The organism is Sphingobacterium sp. UDSM-2020, assembly GCF_016132525.1.
Classification (GTDB): domain Bacteria; phylum Bacteroidota; class Bacteroidia; order Sphingobacteriales; family Sphingobacteriaceae; genus Sphingobacterium; species Sphingobacterium anhuiense.
The window spans coordinates 5365836-5385683 of record NZ_CP066166.1 but is presented as its reverse complement, the minus strand read 5'-3'; the positions used below and the strand labels follow the sequence as shown (position 1 = coordinate 5385683).

At 33.7% G+C, this 19848-nt stretch carries 12 protein-coding genes and 1 tRNA gene; 10 read left to right on the top strand and 3 right to left on the bottom strand.

Features of this window, described 5'->3' with window-relative positions:
* The first annotated feature begins 228 nt into the window (after positions 1 to 228).
* The 10 genes from JAZ75_RS22675 to JAZ75_RS22630 all read left to right on the top strand — a co-directional run bounded on the left by JAZ75_RS22675 (position 229) and on the right by JAZ75_RS22630 (position 15434).
* Positions 229 to 603 (top strand): YkvA family protein, encoded by a 375-nt coding sequence (locus tag JAZ75_RS22675; protein ID WP_021189754.1) that lies wholly within the window; start codon positions 229 to 231, stop codon positions 601 to 603.
* Between the two features lie 267 nt (positions 604 to 870).
* Positions 871 to 2439, top strand: coding sequence for a phosphoenolpyruvate carboxykinase (ATP) (pckA, locus tag JAZ75_RS22670; RefSeq protein WP_132844038.1), 1569 nt, complete (start codon positions 871 to 873; stop codon positions 2437 to 2439).
* Positions 2440 to 2465: 26 nt separating this feature from the next.
* Entirely contained in the window at positions 2466 to 3482 is a 1017-nt protein-coding gene (gene fbp / locus JAZ75_RS22665) for a class 1 fructose-bisphosphatase (RefSeq protein ID WP_132771990.1), read from the top strand.
* A 71-nt stretch (positions 3483 to 3553) separates the two neighbouring features.
* A complete protein-coding gene (locus JAZ75_RS22660; RefSeq protein WP_132844036.1) occupies positions 3554 to 4051 on the top strand; it encodes a thioredoxin family protein in 498 nt (165 codons plus the stop codon).
* 217 nt (positions 4052 to 4268) lie between these two features.
* Positions 4269 to 6047, top strand: coding sequence for an AMP-dependent synthetase/ligase (locus tag JAZ75_RS22655; protein WP_208698697.1), 1779 nt, complete (start codon positions 4269 to 4271; stop codon positions 6045 to 6047).
* Between the two features lie 265 nt (positions 6048 to 6312).
* Positions 6313 to 6389, top strand: a tRNA-His gene (locus JAZ75_RS22650).
* 110 nt (positions 6390 to 6499) lie between these two features.
* Complete coding sequence (locus tag JAZ75_RS22645) at positions 6500 to 7171, top strand: M15 family metallopeptidase (RefSeq protein WP_132772084.1); 672 nt, start codon at positions 6500 to 6502, stop codon at positions 7169 to 7171.
* A 558-nt stretch (positions 7172 to 7729) separates the two neighbouring features.
* The gene (locus JAZ75_RS22640; RefSeq protein ID WP_208698695.1) at positions 7730 to 10123 is read left to right on the top strand and encodes a mechanosensitive ion channel family protein; all 2394 of its coding nucleotides are present in this window, start codon (positions 7730 to 7732) and stop codon (positions 10121 to 10123) included.
* A 299-nt stretch (positions 10124 to 10422) separates the two neighbouring features.
* Positions 10423 to 14271 carry a TIM-barrel domain-containing protein gene (locus tag JAZ75_RS22635; RefSeq protein ID WP_208698693.1) on the top strand — a complete coding sequence of 1283 codons (3849 nt, stop codon included), beginning with the start codon at positions 10423 to 10425 and terminating at the stop codon, positions 14269 to 14271.
* A gap of 209 nt (positions 14272 to 14480) precedes the next feature.
* Positions 14481 to 15434, top strand: coding sequence for an arginase (locus JAZ75_RS22630; RefSeq protein WP_208698691.1), 954 nt, complete (start codon positions 14481 to 14483; stop codon positions 15432 to 15434).
* A gap of 133 nt (positions 15435 to 15567) precedes the next feature.
* On the opposite strand, the gene JAZ75_RS22625 is transcribed toward JAZ75_RS22630, so the two are convergent.
* The 3 genes from JAZ75_RS22625 to JAZ75_RS22615 form a co-directional block, all read right to left on the bottom strand.
* On the bottom strand, positions 15568 to 18741 hold the full coding sequence (locus JAZ75_RS22625) for an AsmA-like C-terminal region-containing protein (RefSeq protein ID WP_208698689.1): 3174 nt from the start codon (positions 18739 to 18741) through the stop codon (positions 15568 to 15570).
* Positions 18742 to 18957: 216 nt separating this feature from the next.
* The gene (locus tag JAZ75_RS22620) at positions 18958 to 19338 is read right to left on the bottom strand and encodes a VOC family protein (protein WP_021189761.1); all 381 of its coding nucleotides are present in this window, start codon (positions 19336 to 19338) and stop codon (positions 18958 to 18960) included.
* Positions 19338 to 19781, bottom strand: a complete 444-nt coding sequence (locus tag JAZ75_RS22615) for a VOC family protein (RefSeq protein ID WP_021189762.1) — start codon at positions 19779 to 19781, stop codon at positions 19338 to 19340. The genes JAZ75_RS22620 and JAZ75_RS22615 overlap by 1 nt, the downstream gene beginning before the upstream one ends.
* Positions 19782 to 19848: the final 67 nt, after the last annotated feature.

Genomic DNA, 19848 nt, shown 5'->3' with positions numbered 1-19848 from the left:
ACCGCATTTTGTTCCTTTGCCATAACAGTTATGTTTAAGTGAATAATAATTCTTACTAAAGCTACTGATAATAAATAAGATTATTTCTGTCTTAACGTATTTAATTATTTTTGAGATATAATAGTTTATTGGAATAGATATTGAAGTAAATATACATTGCACCATTGTTGAGATTAAACTTTGATCTTATATTTTAGTCTTAACGGGTGGTTTTTATAATTTAAGGACATGAAGAAACAATTTCTAGGTAAGGCTCTGGCTCTATTTGAAAGATTTAAAACACATAAAATTACGTCGGCGGATTTAGAGGAAGCTGAACAAAAGGCGAAAAATTTGGATGTTCGAAAGGAAGATTTTCAATTGTTGATAGCAATGTGTAAGGATACATTTTCGGGAAAATACAAAATGAATAAGTGGAATTTATCCGTTATCGTTGCGACCATAATATATGTGATATCGCCATTAGATGCTATTCCAGACGTTATTCCGGTGTTGGGATGGATAGATGATGTGACTATTATTGGATATGCTATCTCAAAACTCTCCGAAGAAATATTAAAATACAAGTTGTTTAGTAAACAATCTATTGTAGTCAAATCTTAGGTCTAAAATATATTCATTTTTACAAAGCCCTTGTTATTCTAAATTTCAAGGGCTTTATTTTTGAATTGCGATTTGTTTTTTTTAGCAAAAATATGTTTAAATCTATGTCTTAATTTTAGCTGTTTAAATAATATTTAAATTAATTTGTGATTATAACACGTTTATTTTCAAAGTATTATAAATGTGTAGTTTCAACAATAAGCTAAATTTTGTTTGTATCTATGTGTTATATTTAGCTAGATTTGAACAATATTTTAAAACAAAAGTATGACTTTATCAAAGATTAAACAGTTAGCTGCTTTGGGTATTCACCAGCCCAAGGAAGTATTTTGTCAATTGGATAGAAATGCTCTTATTGGACATGCTATTCAAAAAGGAGAAGCTTCATTGGCTGAAAATGGGGCTTTGAATATTTTGACCGGTAAATTTACGGGCAGATCTCCTAAGGATCGTTATCTCGTAAAGGATGAGATAACTGAAAACAGAGTTTTTTGGAATGAAGTTAACCAAGCAATTACTCCAGATGCATTTAATAAATTGTATGATTTGACTACTGAGTATCTATCGGCTAAGGAACTTTTTGTAAGAGATTGTCAGGTTGTATCGAGTGATGATTTATCGAAACATCTTTTAGTTGTCTCCACAAAAGCTACTCAGGATCTGTTTGCTTCCAATATGTTTATTGAAACAAACGGTATTGAATATACTGAGGTCGATTGGACTGTTCTTGTAGCTTCGGATCTTCAAGTTCCTAATTTTCAGGAGTTGGGTCTTAATGCTCCAAATTGTGTTGTTATTGATTTTAGTCGTTGTGTTGTCTTGGTCATTGGGACTGGTTATACTGGAGAAATTAAAAAAAGTATTTTTTCGATTTTGAATTTTATATTGCCCGTTGAGGATGGAGTTTTGTCCATGCATTGTTCTGCAAATGTTGGTAAAGATGGAGATACCGCTTTATTCTTTGGATTATCGGGTACGGGTAAAACGACACTTTCTGCGGATGTGAATCGTAATTTGGTTGGTGATGATGAACACGGCTGGTCTGACAATGGTGTGTTTAATTTTGAGGGTGGGTGCTACGCAAAGTGTTTAGGGTTAAATCCGCAACAAGAACCGGAGATCTGCGGAGCTATAAAATCGGGATCACTTTTGGAAAATATTAAATTTCACGAGGGTACAGCTGTTCCTAATTTTGAGGATGCAAGTATTACTGAGAATATGCGTGTTTCTTATCCTTTATCCTATATTTCTTCCTATAAAGATGTAAAATTGGTTGATGCACCTAATAATATATTTTTCTTGTCAGCGGATGCTTTTGGAGTTTTGCCTCCAATATCAAAGTTAACTATAGAACAGGCCATGTATTATTTTATCAATGGCTATACTGCAAAGGTTGCTGGTACTGAAATGGGTGTTTCAAAACCAACGGCTACATTTTCAGCTTGCTTCGGGCAGGCATTTATGCCATTACATCCTATGGAGTATGCTGAGTTATTAAGAGATCGATTAAAAAAGAATCCAGATACTAAGGTTTGGTTAGTCAATACTGGCTGGATCGGAGGACCTTTTGGTGTGGGTAGACGCATCAAGCTCGCTTATACGCGTAGTTTAATTCAGGCCGCATTATCAGGAGAACTGGAGGAATATCCTATGGAAGTGCATCCGATCTTTAATTTAAAGTATCCCACATTTTGTCAAGAAGTTCCAGAGCAGATTCTAGGAGCCAAGCAATTGTGGGGCAATGATGATGCCTATGATGAACAGGCCATGGCTCTAAAATCACTTTTTGAGAATAACTTCAAAAAATATCAAGATACCTATTTTACTACCGTCTAATGTAAAGGCTAAATCATTGTGTATATATGAAAACGTTGGGTCAATTTATTATTGAAAAACAGGCTGATTTCCCTTTTGCAAAAGGAGAGTTATCCCGATTGTTAAGAGATATTGCTATCGCCGCAAAAGTGGTAAATCGTGAAGTTAATAAAGCGGGGTTAGCTGATCTTCTGGGTGCATGCGGGGATATGAATATACAGGGCGAGGTGCAACAGAAACTGGATGTCTATGCTGACGTTCAATTTACTTCCGCACTACAGAGGGGAGGAGAATGCTGTTATTTAGCTTCGGAGGAACATGAATTGGGCATTGACTTGTCGCATGATGTTGTTTCCAAGAATGCTAAGTACATGGTTTGTATTGATCCTCTAGATGGTTCTTCTAATATCGATGTGAATGTTTCAGTAGGAACAATTTTTTCAATATACAGAAGGGCGAACAATGAACCTGTTTCGATGGCTGATGAACTATTGCAACAGGGGCGGAAGCAGGTTGCGGCAGGATATATTATCTATGGTTCGTCGACTATGCTTGTATATACTACCGGAAATGGTGTGAATGGGTTTACTTTAGATCCTTCTATAGGAGAGTTCTGTTTATCTCATCCTAATATGAGAATTCCTGAAAGTGGGCAGATTTATTCTATCAATGAAGGAAATTATATTAAATTTCCACAAGCGGTCAAGAACTATATTAAATATTGCCAAATTGAAGATTCGGCTTCAAAACGTCCTTATACTTCCCGCTACATCGGGTCAATGGTTGCTGATATACATCGTAATTTGATTCGTGGAGGTGTTTTTATATACCCTGAAACATTATCTTTTCCTACAGGAAAGTTGCGTTTGATGTATGAATGTAACCCTATGGCTTTTATTGTTGAGCAGGCAGGAGGCAAAGCTACTACTGGCAGTGAACGGATTTTGGATATTCAGCCTACTGAATTACATCAGCGTGTTCCTGTAGTTATAGGAAGTAAACTCATGGTTGAACAGGTGGAGTATTTTTATAGTATGGAGCTTGAATCGTCGTTGAATGTATAAAAACTCATGAATGCAGGTTTGTTTTAAGCTTTACTTTCCTTAAATTTGATTTTACATTTGAATAGAATTGTATGCGCAAGATTATAAGAGTTTTCACGTTATGCTTTGTTTTTTTTACTTTTCAGCAGGTTATTGCACAAACGAAGCCTGTAGGAGAAAAAGATACTTTATCATATCCTTATCATCCTGAAGCTAATGCACAAGAGGATTTAGATAAACTAATAGCTCAGGCTAATAAAGAGGATAAAAATATTATTATTCAAGCGGGAGGTAATTGGTGTATTTGGTGTTTGAGATTTAATGATTATATTCATAAAACTGCTGAGATTAATGATTATCTCCGTCATAACTATCTATACTACCATCTTAATTATTCCAAAGAGAATAAAAATGAGGCCATATTTAAAAAGTATGTACCTGATTCGTTAAAATTAGGATATCCTTTTTTTATTGTCATGAATAGTACAGGTGAGGTCCTTAAAATTCAGGAAAGTGGTAGTTTAGAATCTGGTAAAGGCTATGACAAAAATAAGGTCATGCAGTTTTTTAAAAGTTGGTCTAAAAAATAAATATTTATAACCTTCAAAAAGGGCTTTGGGAAATAACTCAAGGCCTTTTTTGTTTACAGAATAAATTCAATTGATCTTAAATATTTGGATTCTTTTATTGGGACTCATATTTTGAATTATTTTCTATTGACAATTGGTTAGTTTTGTAAACTTATTCTCTTAGCATTTTGTTTAAGAGATGACCTTACTCTCAAGGTGGATTTTTTTAAGGATTGAAATGGAAGAAAAATTAAGAATATTTGATTTAGCTGAACGGCAGTTAGGATTATATCCCGGTCTAGCCATGTTCTCCAGTAAAATAAATGGAGACTGGACTGATCTAAAGACTGATGAGTTTATTGGTCAGGTTAATGCGCTATCAAAAGGATTAATAGAATTGGGGGTCAAGCCTAATGAAAAAGTTGGTTTAATCGCCGAAAGTAGCGTGCAGTGGCATATTGTTGATTTTGCAATTCAACAAATTGGAGCTGTAGTTGTTGCTATTTATCCAAATATTACGGATGCTGATTATCAATATATTTTTAATGATGCCGAGATTCGGGTTGCTATAGTTAGTACAAGGAGTCTTTATCAAAGAATTGTTAATATTAAAAATTCCATCTATACGCTCAAGTATATTTTCTGTATGAGTTCGCATGATGAGGTACGGAATTGGAAAGAGATTGTTCAAATAGGAAGTCATATTGAGGATGGGCATCTTCAAAAACTGAAAAATGCAGTAAAATCTGATGATCTTGCAACTTTGATTTATACTTCAGGAACTACAGGAAAGCCTAAAGGTGTGATGTTGTCACATGATAATATCATAGCAAATGTTCGATCGGCCCGAGAGATTACCCCATGTAAGGCTTATGATCGCGGACTAACATTTTTACCTCCTTGTCATGCTTATGAAAGGATGGTTATATACACTTATTTTTATATCGGTATAACCGTTTACATTGCAGAGTCTTTTGATAAGATCGGTCAAAATCTAATAGAGGTAAAACCTAACATAATGACTGCTGTCCCTCGCATTTTGGAAAAAGTATATGAAAAGATCATTAAGAAGGGACATGACCTGCATGGTCTTAAACGTAAAATATTTGATTGGGCTGTATCGGTAGGGGAAAATTATGATCCCGATCCTCAAAAAAGAAGTTTTGCATATGATGTTAAATTAAACCTAGCTAGGAAACTGGTATTAAATAAATGGTATGAGGGACTTGGAGGTTCTTTACAGACAGTTGCTTCTGGCAGTGCTTCTTTGCAAAGTAAGTTGACACGTGTTTTTTTAGCTGCAGGTATTCCTATTTATGAGGGATATGGGATGACTGAAGCATCTCCACTTATATCTGTTAATCATTATTTAAGAGGCACTCGTGTAGGTACTGTTGGACTTGCGGTAAAGGATGTTCAGATAAAATTGGCCAGTGATGGTGAGGTTTTAGTGAAGGGGCCAAATATCATGATGGGATACTATAAAAATTCGGAAGAAACGAGTAAGACGATTATTGATGGGTGGTTGCATACAGGTGATATCGGAGTTTGGGAGGACGGTCTATTTTTAAAAATTATTGATCGAAAAAAAGAATTATTTAAGATCTCAGGAGGCAAATATGTGACTCCTCAGCCTATTGAAAAAAAATTAGTAGAGTCTAAGTTTATTGAACAGGCGATGGTGGTTGGTGATGGGATGAAATTTGCTTCTGCTTTTATAGTTCCTGATTATGGACATTTAATTGACTGGGCCAAATCTGAAAATCCTAATCTTCTAAAATTATCTAAGGCAGATTTTCTGAAGCAAGATCAGATTATTAAAAAAATAAATCAAGAGGTGCGTATGGCTAACCAACATTTTGGTAATTGGGAGCAGATCAAAAGACCTATAATCATTGCAGATGAATTTACAATTGAAGGGGGAGAACTTACTCCTACATTAAAGCTGAAACGTAAAGTGATTTTGCAGAAGTACAAGACAGAGTACGATCATCTTTATCAAAGTGCCATTGATTGAATTTGATAAAAGTCAAATATAGGAAATGGTGATTACAAAAAATATGTTTTAGCAAAGAGTAGATATTTTTGCGTTACGTTTTTTTGTCCACACGTAATTTCTAAAGCGAATTTGTTTGTTTTTTATTTAACAAGTGCGGTTTTATATTTTGTATTTGTGAAAATTAAATTCTTAATTATGAACGAAGTAAAAATTTATTGTAAAAAAAGATTAAAAACAGTTTCTAAATACCAATAATTGTTCTACTTTTGTAGCAACAAACACGGTAGATGTAGCTCAGTTGGTTAGAGCATCGGTTTGTGGTACCGAGGGTCGTGGGTTCGAGCCCCATCATTTACCCCAAGCCAGTACATAAGTACTGGCTTTTTTTATTCTCTCTTTTTATTTCGACAGGTTGTTCAAGTAGTATCCTATATTTTTATTAACTTCAAGCATACAACTTATCAATCAAAATGCATCGCTATCTTTTCTTTATCTTTATTTTTAGTCAAACCACCATTTTTGCTCAGCAAAAATTACCGAAAGGTTTTAGTTATGTTAAAGATATCATACCTGGAATAAATGTTGATCTACGTTATTATAGTTCACATAATTTTGTTGGTAAGAAAATCGACGGTTATAAATCGCCTGTCCTTATATGGAGTACTGCAGCGACAAATGCTTTGAAAAAAGTTGAGAAGGAATTAAATGCACAGGGAATGTCATTGAAAGTTTTTGATGCTTATCGCCCACAAAAAGCGGTTCAGCATTTTAAAAGATGGGCTCTACAAATTAATGACACTTTATCAAAAAGAGAATTCTATCCGAATCTAGATAAAAGAAATTTATTTAAATTAGGTTATATCGCAAGTAAATCGGGGCATAGTCGAGGTAGTACGATCGATCTAACGATAGTCACTCTTATTGATCATAAGGAATTGGATATGGGAAGTCCTTTTGATTTTTTTGGACCAATATCCCATTTTGATACTGAGGAAATTAATGCGACGCAGAAAAAGAATAGAATAATGTTGAAAAGCATCATGATGAAACATGGTTTTAAAGGCTATGCTAAAGAATGGTGGCATTTTACTCTAATTCATGAACCTTACCAAAAAACATACTTTGATTTTGATGTTTATTAAGTTGGTGCTGTTTTTTTGAAATTCAAGAAATTGAAAAACTAACTTTGTTATGTTAATTTTTTAGATCTATCAAAGCGGTAAGAAATGCCTTATTCATTCCTGTTATATGGTTTAAGTATATCGATAGACATGCGATAATGAAAAATTAACTATTCGTTTATGGAAAGCATTCTTTAAAAGCATATAAATTCTATCTACGCTGGGTTTAACAGTTAAATCTTATTTTCTGGCTTCTTTTTAGTTTTTTATGGTCGCAAGTTTTAGGAAAAGCCTGTGACCAATTTGTGTAATACACCTGTTACTAGATACAATTGTCAGATCTGTTCTGGAAATGCCTTTATTTTAATTTGATAAAGTAATCTACATAACATGAATTTAGGAATTTATTTCGATTCGAGCTCTAAATAAAAATGTTGGAACTTTTATTTCAGATTAAGGATGTCTGAAGGTTCTGCTAGTTCCTTATAATCGTAGATATTTAGTTATTTTTGTCGAACTTGAATTTGATTGCACACATTCATCTTGAGTATCCTTTGTTTTTAATTTAAAGAATATTAAATGAAACCATCTAATTATATATTGATTTTGTTTTTATTGCTCTGCTTTAGTGATAAAAGTTTCGCTCAGATCGCTGTTGATACGATTAGCGCAAGGAAGAGCGAATACATTGTTAAAGCTTCTCGTAATAAGGAAAATCGTAGAGAAAATAGGATGCGACGCAATTTTGTAGATACTGTCGCTAGTTTGCAGTCGAATAATACTGTTGATAGTCTGCGGGCTGATCTATCAAAGATCAATGTAAAATACATTGCAAATATTCGTGCATACGCATTGGAAAGTGAGGCTATACATAAGCGTGATATACGGACTGAATTTATTGAGAAGGTGAATAATTTTTCTGGAACGCTTCCTCCAGATTCTGTCACTTCATGGACGCATTATGTTCGCACTCAAATCGCTGATTTAAATGCATTTCACAGTAGTTTAGAAAGTTACAACCGTAGTCTTAATTTGACTTTAAGTCAACTAAAAGGGTTTCGATCAAAGTATAGTCAAAGTGAAACTAATGAGCGGTTAAGCACTTATTTGACTACATCAGAACAAGATGTGCAACGTAAAATTGATTCTTTACAAGTGTCTGTAAGTATTACTAATGATAATTTGAAGGCTTATTATGGTTTATCCCATCATGTGAAGGAAACTGTCTCTAAGCAAACTAATGCAGGGAAGTCGGATACATCAGCTGTAAAAAGTTCATTATGGAAAGCTGGAGGTGCCGCAGTTACAAAAGAGAAAATTTTAAATAATTTAAAAGATAATTACAGAAAGAGTAAATCGCTAGATACTTATGTGAATAAGACTGAGTGGACGAGTCGGGTGTTATTGATTATTTTGGTATTTGCTTATCTCTATTGGATTGTTTCGACAGCTTATATATTAAATAAGCATAACAATAGCCTATCTGCTACGAAATCATCTTTTAATTATTGGGTTCCTGTTGGAAAAGCATTTGTTCTATTTCTGACATTATTACCTATTGTTTCCATTGTTACTCCAACTTTGGTTATTCAAGGGATGCAATTGCTAATTATGACCATATTTGGTCTTTTGTTAAGAAAGAAATTTACTGTAAAACATGGTAAAATTGTAGGATTTTTACTTCTTTTTTATATATGCGATGTCTTTGTCAATTCTGTTGTGAGCGAAGACCTTATTATGCGGATTGTTTGTATTTTATTTAATATAGTGGCTTTAGGAATAGGGTTTTATCTAAAAAAGAATATTAACGATCCTACTGCCGCGGGCTATATTCAACTTCCAGTTTTTATCATATTTGCCGTTTTAAATATTGGTGCAATTATTCTGAATATTTTAGGCTATGTTGATCACTCTCGTAGTTTTAGTATTGCTGGTGCGGTTGGTCTTGCACAATCTTTTACCTTGACTTTTTTCACGCAGATGATAAAAGAGGATGTTAGAAATCAGTTTTCAAGAAATCGTGTGAAGAGAGGATTTTGGTTGCGATTTAATGAAGAACGTGCTTTGAAGGCTACAGGGGATGCTTTGAAATTTGTTTGTCTTCTACTAGCCATTATTGTGCTGGCGAATAACCTTCAGTTTGCTGCTTCTTTAGCATCTTCGGTGTCTAAATTTTTGAGCAGTAATCATCAGCTCGGTGGAATTAATTTTAATTTTGGTAATTTATTGTTAGCGGTAATTATATTGGCTGCTGCTAATTGGTTTCAAAAGAATTTGAATTTATTGTTGATCGGTGGTGAAAATGGAACGTTGAGTACTGATTACGATCAGAAAATGACCCTTTTTCCCTTATTTAGGTTGATTATAATTGTTATAGGTTTTTTTATAGCTATTTCTGCTTTAGGTGTTAGTCTTGATAAGTTGACGGTAATCGTTGGAGCCTTAAGTGTTGGTATAGGTTTAGGAATGCAGAATATCATTAATAATTTTGTTTCGGGTATTATTTTAGCTTTTGATAAACCTTTTCGCGTTGGAGATCGCATTGAGTTGGCTGATAAAAAGGGTAGGGTAAAAGAGATTGGTATTCGCGCGAGCATCTTAAATACTGGAGATGGGGCCGAGGTTATTATCCCAAATGGTGATTTATTATCTGGACGTGTGGTCAATTGGACTTTATCTAATGATGATGCAAAAACAAGTTTTGTTATTCAGGTGGATCGTACAGCTGAACTTGATACTTTAAAATCATGGATTACAGAGGCTGTTGAGCATAGTACTTTTAGTAAACCTGAATTGGGTATTGGCATTAGCGTTCAAGATATAAGTGAAGAAATGATTTACCTTAGTATTAGTTGCTGGATTGATAATTCGGGTAATAGTGGTGGTTTTAAAAATGATGTCTTGATTGAATTGAATAATCGGTTCAAAAAAGAGGAACTGAAGTTTTACAGTATTGCCCCTTCAAATAAATAGTTGAACTTATATAATAATAGCAAAAGGTCAGAATTATAACTTAGTTCTGACCTTTTGTTATTTCATCTAAATGCTAATGCTATATAGCTGTTTCTGATAAGTAGAATTTGATTGAAGGAGTTACAGATTGATATGCACTTTAATTTAAATTGAAGAATAATGTATTTTAATAGATACAATCTTTTATTTTCAAATCTCTTTCCTACATTTACGGACCTATAAATACAGTTTTAAAACAAATTATTATTTAACGTCTAAACAGCTATAAATAAAATAAGAAAACACAAAATTGTAACATAATGTATAAACAACACAGAAAGGTGATGTTTGCTTTGGCATTTCCTTTAATGGTTAGTATTGCTCCTACGCAGGCCAATTTCAAGGGAGAGGCTTTGCAGAAGCAAATTAATCCAACGTTAACTATTGTGAGCGCAAAAAAAATAAATGCGACGACAATAGAGGTTTTATTTTCCGATAATCAACGATTAACATTTGATTTTTACGGAGGACATATTTTTCGTTTGTTTCAGGATAATACCGGAGGTATCATTCGTGATCCAGAAGCCAAACCTGCAGCTTCGATATTAGTTTCAAATCCCAGAAAGCCTGTTCATCTTTTAAATCTTAACGATTCAAATAATCAGATAACTATTGCTACAGATGAAATTTCTGTTGTTATTGATAAGTCAACTAATTTATTGACTGTTGTTAATCAAAAAAATAAAGACAAGTCTATTGTTTTTACAAAACCTATTCAATTTGAAAAGGGAAAGGTAACTTTAAGTCTTCAGGAAAAACCGGAGGAGTATTTTTATGGGGGAGGTGTTCAGAATGGTCGTTTTTCTCATAAAGGAAAAGTTATCTCTATTGAAAATCAAAATAGCTGGACCGACGGTGGTGTTGCTTCGCCTACTCCTTATTACTGGTCATCCGGAGGATATGGTTTTATGTGGTATACTTTCAAGCCCGGTAAGTATGATTTTGGTTCAAAAGAAAAAGGACAAGTTCAATTGACACATGACAGCGACTATCTTGATGTCTTCTTCATGGTAAATGATGGCGCTGTTCCTTTGTTGAATGATTTCTATCAATTAACAGGAAATCCTATTTTACTTCCGAAGTTTGGTTTTTATCAAGGTCATCTGAATGCTTACAACCGAGATTTTTGGAAAGAGGATGAAAAGGGCATCTTGTTTGAAGATGGGAAGCGCTATAAAGAAGGTCAAAAAGATAATGGCGGTATAAAGGAGTCTTTAAATGGAGAATTGAATAATTACCAATTCTCGGCGCGTGCTGTTATTGATCGTTATAGGAAGCATGATATGCCTTTTGGCTGGTTGTTGCCTAATGATGGTTATGGAGCGGGTTACGGACAGACAGAAACTTTAGATGGTAATATTGCTAATTTAAAAAGTCTTGGTGATTACGCACGTAAGAATGGGGTTGAAATTGGATTGTGGACACAGTCTGATTTACATCCAAAACCTGAGATCAGTGCATTATTACAACGTGATATCGTAAAAGAAGTGAGAGATGCTGGAGTTCGTGTTCTGAAAACGGATGTTGCCTGGGTAGGTGCTGGTTATTCTTTTGGATTGAATGGTGTGGCGGATGTTGGTCATATTATTCCTTATTATGGAAATGAAGCTCGACCGTTCACTATTTCATTAGACGGATGGGCAGGTACGCAACGTTATGCCGGCATTTGGTCTGGCGATCAAACTGGTGGTGTCTGGGAATATATCAGATTCCATATTCCGACATATTTAGGTTCAGGTTTATCTGGCCAGCCTAATATTACATCCGATATGGATGGTATTTTTGGAGGTAAAAATAATGCGGTCAATATTCGTGATTTTCAATGGAAAACTTTTACTCCAATGGAGTTGAATATGGACGGGTGGGGTTCGAATGAAAAATATCCACATGCACTGGGTGAGCCTGTTACCTCAATTAATCGTAATTATCTGAAATTAAAATCACAGCTTATTCCTTATGCTTATAGTATTGCTAAAGAAGCAGTAGATGGTTTACCGATGATCAGAGCACTGTTCTTAGAGTACCCAAATGCTTATACACAAGGAACATCTACACAGTATCAATATTTATACGGTCCTTCCTTTTTAGTAGCTCCTATTTATCAGGCTACGAAATCTGATGATAAAGGTAATGATGTGCGTAATGGCATTTATTTACCAGAGGGTACTTGGGTAGATTATTTTACAGGTGATAAATTTACTGGAAATGTTATTCTCAATAATTTTGATTCGCCGATCTGGAAATTGCCCGTATTTGTAAAAAATGGTTCCATTATTCCCATGGCAAATCCAAACAATAACGTTCATGAAATAAATAAAGGACTTCGTATTTATGAAATCTATCCAGAAGGAAAAACGTCTTTTACGGAGTATGATGATGATGGGGTTTCTGAAGCTTATAAATTAGGTAAAGGATCTTCTACCTTAATTGAATCATCTTTAGACGGAAAAAATCGGTTAGCTGTTACGGTGAATTCTACAATTGGTGATTTTGATGGTTTCGTGAAAAATAAGCAAACAGAATTTAGAATAAACGTTACTTCAAAACCTAAAAAACTGACTGGACTGATTGGAAAACGCAAGGTTAAATTGGTTGAAGTAAATTCTTTAGGAGAATTGGCTAATCAAGAAAATGTTTATTTTTATGATGCTGCGCCTAACATGAATAAGTTTGCAACTAAAGGTAGTGAATTTGAGAAGCAGATTATTACTAAAAATCCTGTTGTACATATTAAATTGGCCTCTACAGATATTACAGCAAATAATGTAAGCTTACTGTTGGAGGGATTTGAATTTAATCCACAGGATCGTTTCCGCATTTCTTCGGGTGCATTGATTGCGCCTCAAAATGCTATTGTTAGTGAAGATAATAAAGCTGCATATACATTGAAGCCGACATGGAGCAAGGTAGACCATGCTGATTATTATGAGATCGAATTTAAAGATATGCTTTATTCGACGATCATGGAGAATGAATTGCTCTTTGATGGGTTAAGTCCAGAAACGGCGTATACTTTTAAGTTAAGAGCTGTCAATAAGAGTGGTTTTTCTGATTGGGTTGAAGTTAAGTCCGTGACGAAGTCAAATCCACTGGAGTTTGCTATTCATGATATTAAAGGCGAAACAACAGCTGAGAATCAAGATGGATCAGGAGTTGATAAATTGTTTGACTTTGACGAAGGTAATATGTGGCATACTGCATGGGGTAAAAATGCATTACCATTTGATATGATTTTAGATCTAAAGTCTGTTAATCAATTGGATAAGATTCACTATTTACCTCGTACAGGTCGTGGTAACGGTATTGTGCTGAAAGGTAAAGTTTATTATAGCGCAGATAAAGATAGCTGGACAGAAGCAGGTGCATTTAACTGGGCTAATAATGATGAACTGAAGATCTTCAATTTTGCTAATCAGCCTACAGCTCGTTATGTTAAGTTAGCAATTACTGAAGGAGTCGGCGGATTTGGTTCAGGTCGTGAAATGTATGTTTTTAAAGTTCCTGGTACAGAGAGTTACATTCCTGGTGATATCAACAACGATCGTTTGATAGATCGAAATGATTTGACTTCTTATACAAATTATACTGGTTTGAAAAGGGGTGATGCTGATTTTGAAGGCTATGTTAGTAACGGTGATATTAATAAAAATGATTTAATTGATGCTTATGATATTTCAGTTGTAGCTACTCAATTAGATGGTGGTATCAAAGATCCTAAAGTCGAAAAAGTTGCAGGTGAAATCAGCCTATCGATTCCGAAAGCAAGTTATAAGAAGGATGAGATCATTGAAATTATGGTTAAAGGTAAGGATCTTAAATCTGTTAATGCCATCAGTTTTGGATTACCATATCAGTCGCAAGATTACGAATTTATTTCAGTTCAGGCGTTAGCTGTTAAAGGGATGGATAACCTGACCAATGACCGACTTCATACTAGTGGTGAAAAAGTATTATACCCTACTTTTGTAAATATTGGCGATCAAAAAGCTTTAAATGGAAATGAAGATCTATTTGTTTTGAAACTTAGAGCAAAAAAAGATTTAAAATATACATTGAAAGCTGTTCAAGGGTTTTTAGTTGATAAAAATCTGAATACATTAAGATTTTAAATTCTTTTTATTTTTTATAAAAACGGGCTTAGAGAAATATTTCTAAGCCCGTTTTGTTTTTGATTCTTATCCTAGTATTAGACGGTATTATTAACTTGAAATAATTATCTTTATATAAACAATTATAACCCAATGAGTGAATATTAAGTATTCATATTATGTTTCGTGGTTTTTATTTTTAATTGTATGCCTAGTTTTAGATTTGATGTATGAAAAGATCCATAAAAATTATCAAAAATAGATCTGATATAGGGGCTGGAACAAGAGGTTCCGATTTAGGAATTGATGCTATTGAGATTGCTGCGATTAATAAGGGAAGCCAATACTTTCATAATTATCCTCATATTGATGTGGAAACTCGCAATGATGCGGTTTACGATCCGTCCTTCCATCCCTATGCTAAAAGAATTAAAGAAGTCTACGAGCAATGCCGTGAGGTTGCACTTGTCGTTGAAAGGACATTAAGAGAAGGTTTCTTTCCTTTAGTTTTTTCAGGGGATCATTCTTCTGCTATTGGAACTATTTCTGGAATAAAATCTGTTTACCCCGATCAATCATTAGGGGTAATTTGGATTGATGCTCATGCCGATATCCATTCTCCTTACACCACTCCTTCTGGTAATTTACATGGTATGCCTTTGGCAGCTACATTGGGCGTAGATAATTTATTGTGCACAGTTAATCGGCCTGATGAGGAGACGAAAAAATATTGGCAGAAGTTAAAGGGTATTGGTGGACATTTAGGGAAATTTCAGGCTCAGGATTTGATTTATTTTGGTGTACGTGATACTGAACCTCCTGAGGATATATTAATCAATGATTTAGAAATTAAGAATTATATTGTCGATGAGGTTCGTCAGTTATCTGTAAAGGGCTGTATACGTGAGGTGATGAAGAAACTCGCCGGTTGTGATCTGATTTATGTTTCTTTTGATGTTGATAGCATGGATAGCGAGTTAATATCTGATGGAACTGGTACGCCTGTCCCTAAAGGTTTTTATGCTTCTGAAGTTACAGAATTGCTTGAAGGTATATTAAGCTCTAAGAAGGTTGTTTGCTTTGAGGTGGTAGAAGTAAATCCGTTATTGGATCACCAAGGGAATAAAATGGCTGAAGTGGCTTTTGAAATATTGGAAAAAGTAACTAAATCCATCGAAAGATAATCTATTATTCATGACTTTTAAAATTTGAATGGATTAAAAAGTCGAAGGATTATTTGATAAAAACAATCCTTCGACTTTTTAATTTTCTTTAAGTATCTATTGTGATTTTGGATACCTTTTTTTACTTTATCGTCTATTTGTTGGATATTGTGATTGAATCTTGCATCAATGATTCTTGATATAATTTTTTATCATCATTGTCCATATCTGTATCCAGATCATCTTCTTTATATTTCCCTAATTTTATTATTGGGTTTTGTGCATTACCAGTTATTCGCATTGGAACTCCAAAAATACCAAAAGGAGGGAGCCCTAATCGGAATCCAAGATTCATCTTACCATCCAGTGTGACCTGTCCTTCAAAACGAGGTCTGAAAAATCCCATTTTCATTTTAGTACGTGCAATAGTCATTACATTATTGGCTATGGATGTATTGATCTTTACTTTTTTGACCGATCCATCAGCTAGACTTTCTTTTGAAGTTTCTTTTGAAATGTTGTTCAATAGTTTAAACCCCATGAATTGGATCTGTTCAAGGGTCAAGGAACCACTTCCTTTTATTGAAGGCATTATTGGATTCATGTTGTTATCTAGAAGTCCTGATAATTGATACTCAAGCGATACCAGTCCATGGGCATTTTTCGCAGAAGAAACCATTTCTTTAAACATAGGGATTTCATGATAAGCACGCTGGATGTCAAAACTATCAGCTTTTACGAGGTAATCAAATCGAGCTTTATTGCTGTTCAATGCTTTATATTGACCATTCATAGCCACTTTTAATCCTGAAAGTTCAAATCCTGTATTTGAGAATGAAAGGTTTCCATTTTGAATTGATACTTTGCTCGTTAGTTGATTTAATGTAAGCTGATCATATTTCATTTTATTTACGATGCCATTAACTGAGATATCTAGATTTTTTGGTATTAAAATTACGCCTGAATTAGTACTTGTTGGGCTACTGTTTTCAGTTTCAGCAAAAAATGTAAAATCATTTACATTAATAATGGGGCTGCTTAATTGAAAATTACCTTTTAATGTCTGTGTTGTGTTTGTGAAGTATTGGATAAGATTATCTAAGTATCCTGTAATATTTAATTTGTTATGTCCATATGAAGATGCGATATCGCTAAAAACTAACTTCTCTTTGGCAAAAGTGAAATGTCCTTTTTTAATATTAAAGGGTTTAGGAAATAATTCAGATTGTACTTGTATTTGCCCGATGTCTAATGTTCCATGGTTCTTTAATTTATGGTATTGCCCACTTGTAGCATCGCTTTGTAATCCGGCGAGATCCAGATCGGTTCTAATATAACCATTGACGTTTATCCCATCTATGGCAAATATTTTATATAGGGGTTCTAAATTAAGCTTCCCTTGAGACTTAATTGCATAGCGTATATTTTTAAAGTTTTGCAAATCTGCATGCAAAAAGAAAGGTTCGCCAGCTAAATTGAAAGATATCGGTAAAACTTTAACTTTTAAATCTTTTAAAGAACCTTTTTCACTGGATATATAGGTTTCAATATTTATCTCCTCAATTGGAAGGGGATAATTTAGTGTTTTTAGAAATCCGTTTTTTAAAGTAACTGTTGTATTTGTTTGTGGAAAAGTACCTTTTTTTAGATCCATTTTACCATCAGCTACCATATTGACAAAGATTTTTCCCGATATTTCAAGGCTATCGACTGGATATACTTTTTTAATATCGGCCAATTGAATATCAGCCTGCATATTTGATTTGACATCTAATTTTAGCAAATCGTTGATATGTATAAATCCTTTTATGTAATTGTTCAGTGCTTTAATGTCAATATGATCTAATGCAATTTGAGCATTGGTGATTTTTGCATCATTACATGTTGCTTTTAAATCATACTCAATTTTTTCGATAGCTGCAGGTAAATTTGCGAGTTTGAAATACCCTTTGCGTAACGTATTGTGAATATCAAAATTAGGTATAGATGCAATGGTAGTATCTATTTTATTTCTTAATCCTGAGGTTTTAATAGCCGTTGCGTAGGTTCCATTAATAAAACCAGCTAACATCCAATTTCCTCTAAAGCTTAAGGTGGGCAAAGCTAGTGCATTACTGACAGCACTTAAGTCTAGATTACTTTTAAATTCAGTATTTACATATAAAGGATTTAGTCCTTTAACTATTCCTTTGCTGTTGAAATATCCGGAAGCAACCTTAAATTCAAATTGTTTTAATTCAATTAAAAGAGAATCTGGGTTTAATTGAGGAAGGTTAATCTTAAGTTTTGTCTGTAGATCTTCTATTGGGATTTTAGCCGTCTTAATGGAAAAGTATCCATCTGTAATATTTAAACCCACGGTAAGATCTGGCATTTTATGTTCTTCTACAATGTATTCCCCTACGAGATCTATGAATAGTTCTGAGTTACCTTTTATTTTTGTTTCGGCCAGCCATTTCGAGTAGGAGGTCGGAACTAAAGATAGTAATTCAGATAAAGTACTTTTACTGGATTTTAATTTAAAATCCAGATGATAGCCATTTGTTAAGAAACCAAATTCACCTTTAAATTTAACAGGAAGTTTATTGATCCGAATGTCATTCCTTTCAAATATAAAAGCCAATGTATTGGTGTTTACTTTAGTCATGAGACTGGCATGTATCATTTTATCATCTACATATTTTTCTCCGTCGAAAGTTAGGCTTAATGATTGTATGTCTGCTTTGCTATCTAAATCAAAAAGTGAAGACATGAGATCACCATGACCTTCATAATCCATTTTTTTAGCTTCTAGGATGATTGGAACTGATAAATCCTCGTAATACACATCTACTTTTTGAAGTAAAATGCTTTTAAAGGCTAAGTCAATTGCGGTACTTGTTTCATCAGTATTTGTTATTTTATCATTCTTTTTTTTAACGATATTATAATTAGACTCACCATCTTTATTTACTTTAACATGGATTTTGCCATGATCGATATAGAATTGTTGAACGACAATTTTTGACTTTAAAAGGCTTAGAATATCGACTCCAAGACTTACTTGTTTTGCTTTTAATAGTTCAACATCTTTAAATGGAGCAGATCCTTTTAGGGAAAGGTCATGAAGGGAAGCTGTTAATGCAGGGAAGTGGTCGAAGAAAGATAAATGAATTTTACTGTAATTTAACTCGCCATCAATCTGATCATTAATAACCTCTTTAATTTTTGTATTTACTTGTTCCTGAAATAATAAAGGAATAGTAAAAATGAGTGCAATAAATAAAATACAAGCTGTAAAGATTATTTTACCAGTGAGTAAAAAGTAGGGTAGATATTTTTTTAACACAAATTCTTTTTTTGAATTTGCAAAGAACGTATAAATCTTTGTAAAACAATATTGAAAAATTACAATTTTCAATATTCCTATACAAAGTGATGGTAAAGAAATTCGGAGCCTTTATAAACTTGATCTTATGAAACGGATAGCAAATAGGGGGAAGATATTTTTATAAAATATACTAAAGGGATTAATAAATAAGTTATTAATCCCTTTAGTATACGTTTAATGAGCGTTGATGTCCACTTCAAATATCCCAAAGATATTGTTGTCCGGATCAGTAAAATATCCTTGATAACATTTTCCTATTACTGCAAACTTAGGTAAGGCAATCTTTCCGCCATTATGTAAAATGTTTGCTGATGTCTGATCAAAATCGTCAACTTCCATTGAACATGTAAATGCATTAGTACCACAATTTGACGGAGGAACTTCTGCTGGACGTTTTAATAATCCACCCATTATACCTGCTGTTTCTATTCGATAGTATTCAATTGGAAGGTTTTCTTCTTTAATAAATGTCCAACCAAAAAGTTGTTGATAGAATGAAGCAAGGTTTTTAGGATCAGTTGCTTGAATCTCAAAGTATACAACTGCATTTTTCATTATTGCATTTTTTTATTCCCTTCAAAATGAATCATCCACGAAATACCATATTTATCTTGGAATGATGAATATAGCTCAGCCCAGAATTGTTCTCCTAATGGCATTTCGATATTTTGTGCTTCTGCAGTGAGTTTTGCATATAAGTCTTTTGCTTCATCAGCTGTTTTTGTATCCAACATTAAATAAGCATTTGTTCCAGAAGTTGCTTTATGTCCGAAACCTTCGATACAATCGGATCCCATTAGCATGACAGAATCATTGATTTTAATTGCTGTATGCATTATTTTATCTCCTGCATCAGCAGGTAGTGGATAATTTGGATCGGCTGGCATATCCTTGAAGCGGTATATACCTAGTGATTCTGTATTAAAAACAGATTGGTAAAATTTGAAAGCTTCTTCGCAATTACCGTTAAAGTTTAAGTAAGCATGTAAAATAGCCATAATTTTCTTTTTTATATTTAAGTTATATCAAAGTTAGTTGTTGATTTGACAACTGTATGTCAGTAAA

Bases quoted from the DNA above. Each gene is read 5' to 3' on its own strand.
- JAZ75_RS22675 (WP_021189754.1), top strand. From the start codon at position 229: ATGAAGAAACAATTTCTAGGTAAGGCTCTGGCTCTATTTGAAAGATTT.
- pckA (WP_132844038.1), top strand. From the start codon at position 871: ATGACTTTATCAAAGATTAAACAGTTAGCTGCTTTGGGTATTCACCAG.
- fbp (WP_132771990.1), top strand. From the start codon at position 2,466: ATGAAAACGTTGGGTCAATTTATTATTGAAAAACAGGCTGATTTCCCT.
- JAZ75_RS22660 (WP_132844036.1), top strand. From the start codon at position 3,554: ATGCGCAAGATTATAAGAGTTTTCACGTTATGCTTTGTTTTTTTTACT.
- JAZ75_RS22655 (WP_208698697.1), top strand. From the start codon at position 4,269: ATGGAAGAAAAATTAAGAATATTTGATTTAGCTGAACGGCAGTTAGGA.
- JAZ75_RS22645 (WP_132772084.1), top strand. From the start codon at position 6,500: ATGCATCGCTATCTTTTCTTTATCTTTATTTTTAGTCAAACCACCATT.
- JAZ75_RS22640 (WP_208698695.1), top strand. From the start codon at position 7,730: ATGAAACCATCTAATTATATATTGATTTTGTTTTTATTGCTCTGCTTT.
- JAZ75_RS22635 (WP_208698693.1), top strand. From the start codon at position 10,423: ATGTATAAACAACACAGAAAGGTGATGTTTGCTTTGGCATTTCCTTTA.
- JAZ75_RS22630 (WP_208698691.1), top strand. From the start codon at position 14,481: ATGAAAAGATCCATAAAAATTATCAAAAATAGATCTGATATAGGGGCT.
- JAZ75_RS22620 (WP_021189761.1), bottom strand. From the start codon at position 19,338: ATGAAAAATGCAGTTGTATACTTTGAGATTCAAGCAACTGATCCTAAA.
- JAZ75_RS22615 (WP_021189762.1), bottom strand. From the start codon at position 19,781: ATGGCTATTTTACATGCTTACTTAAACTTTAACGGTAATTGCGAAGAA.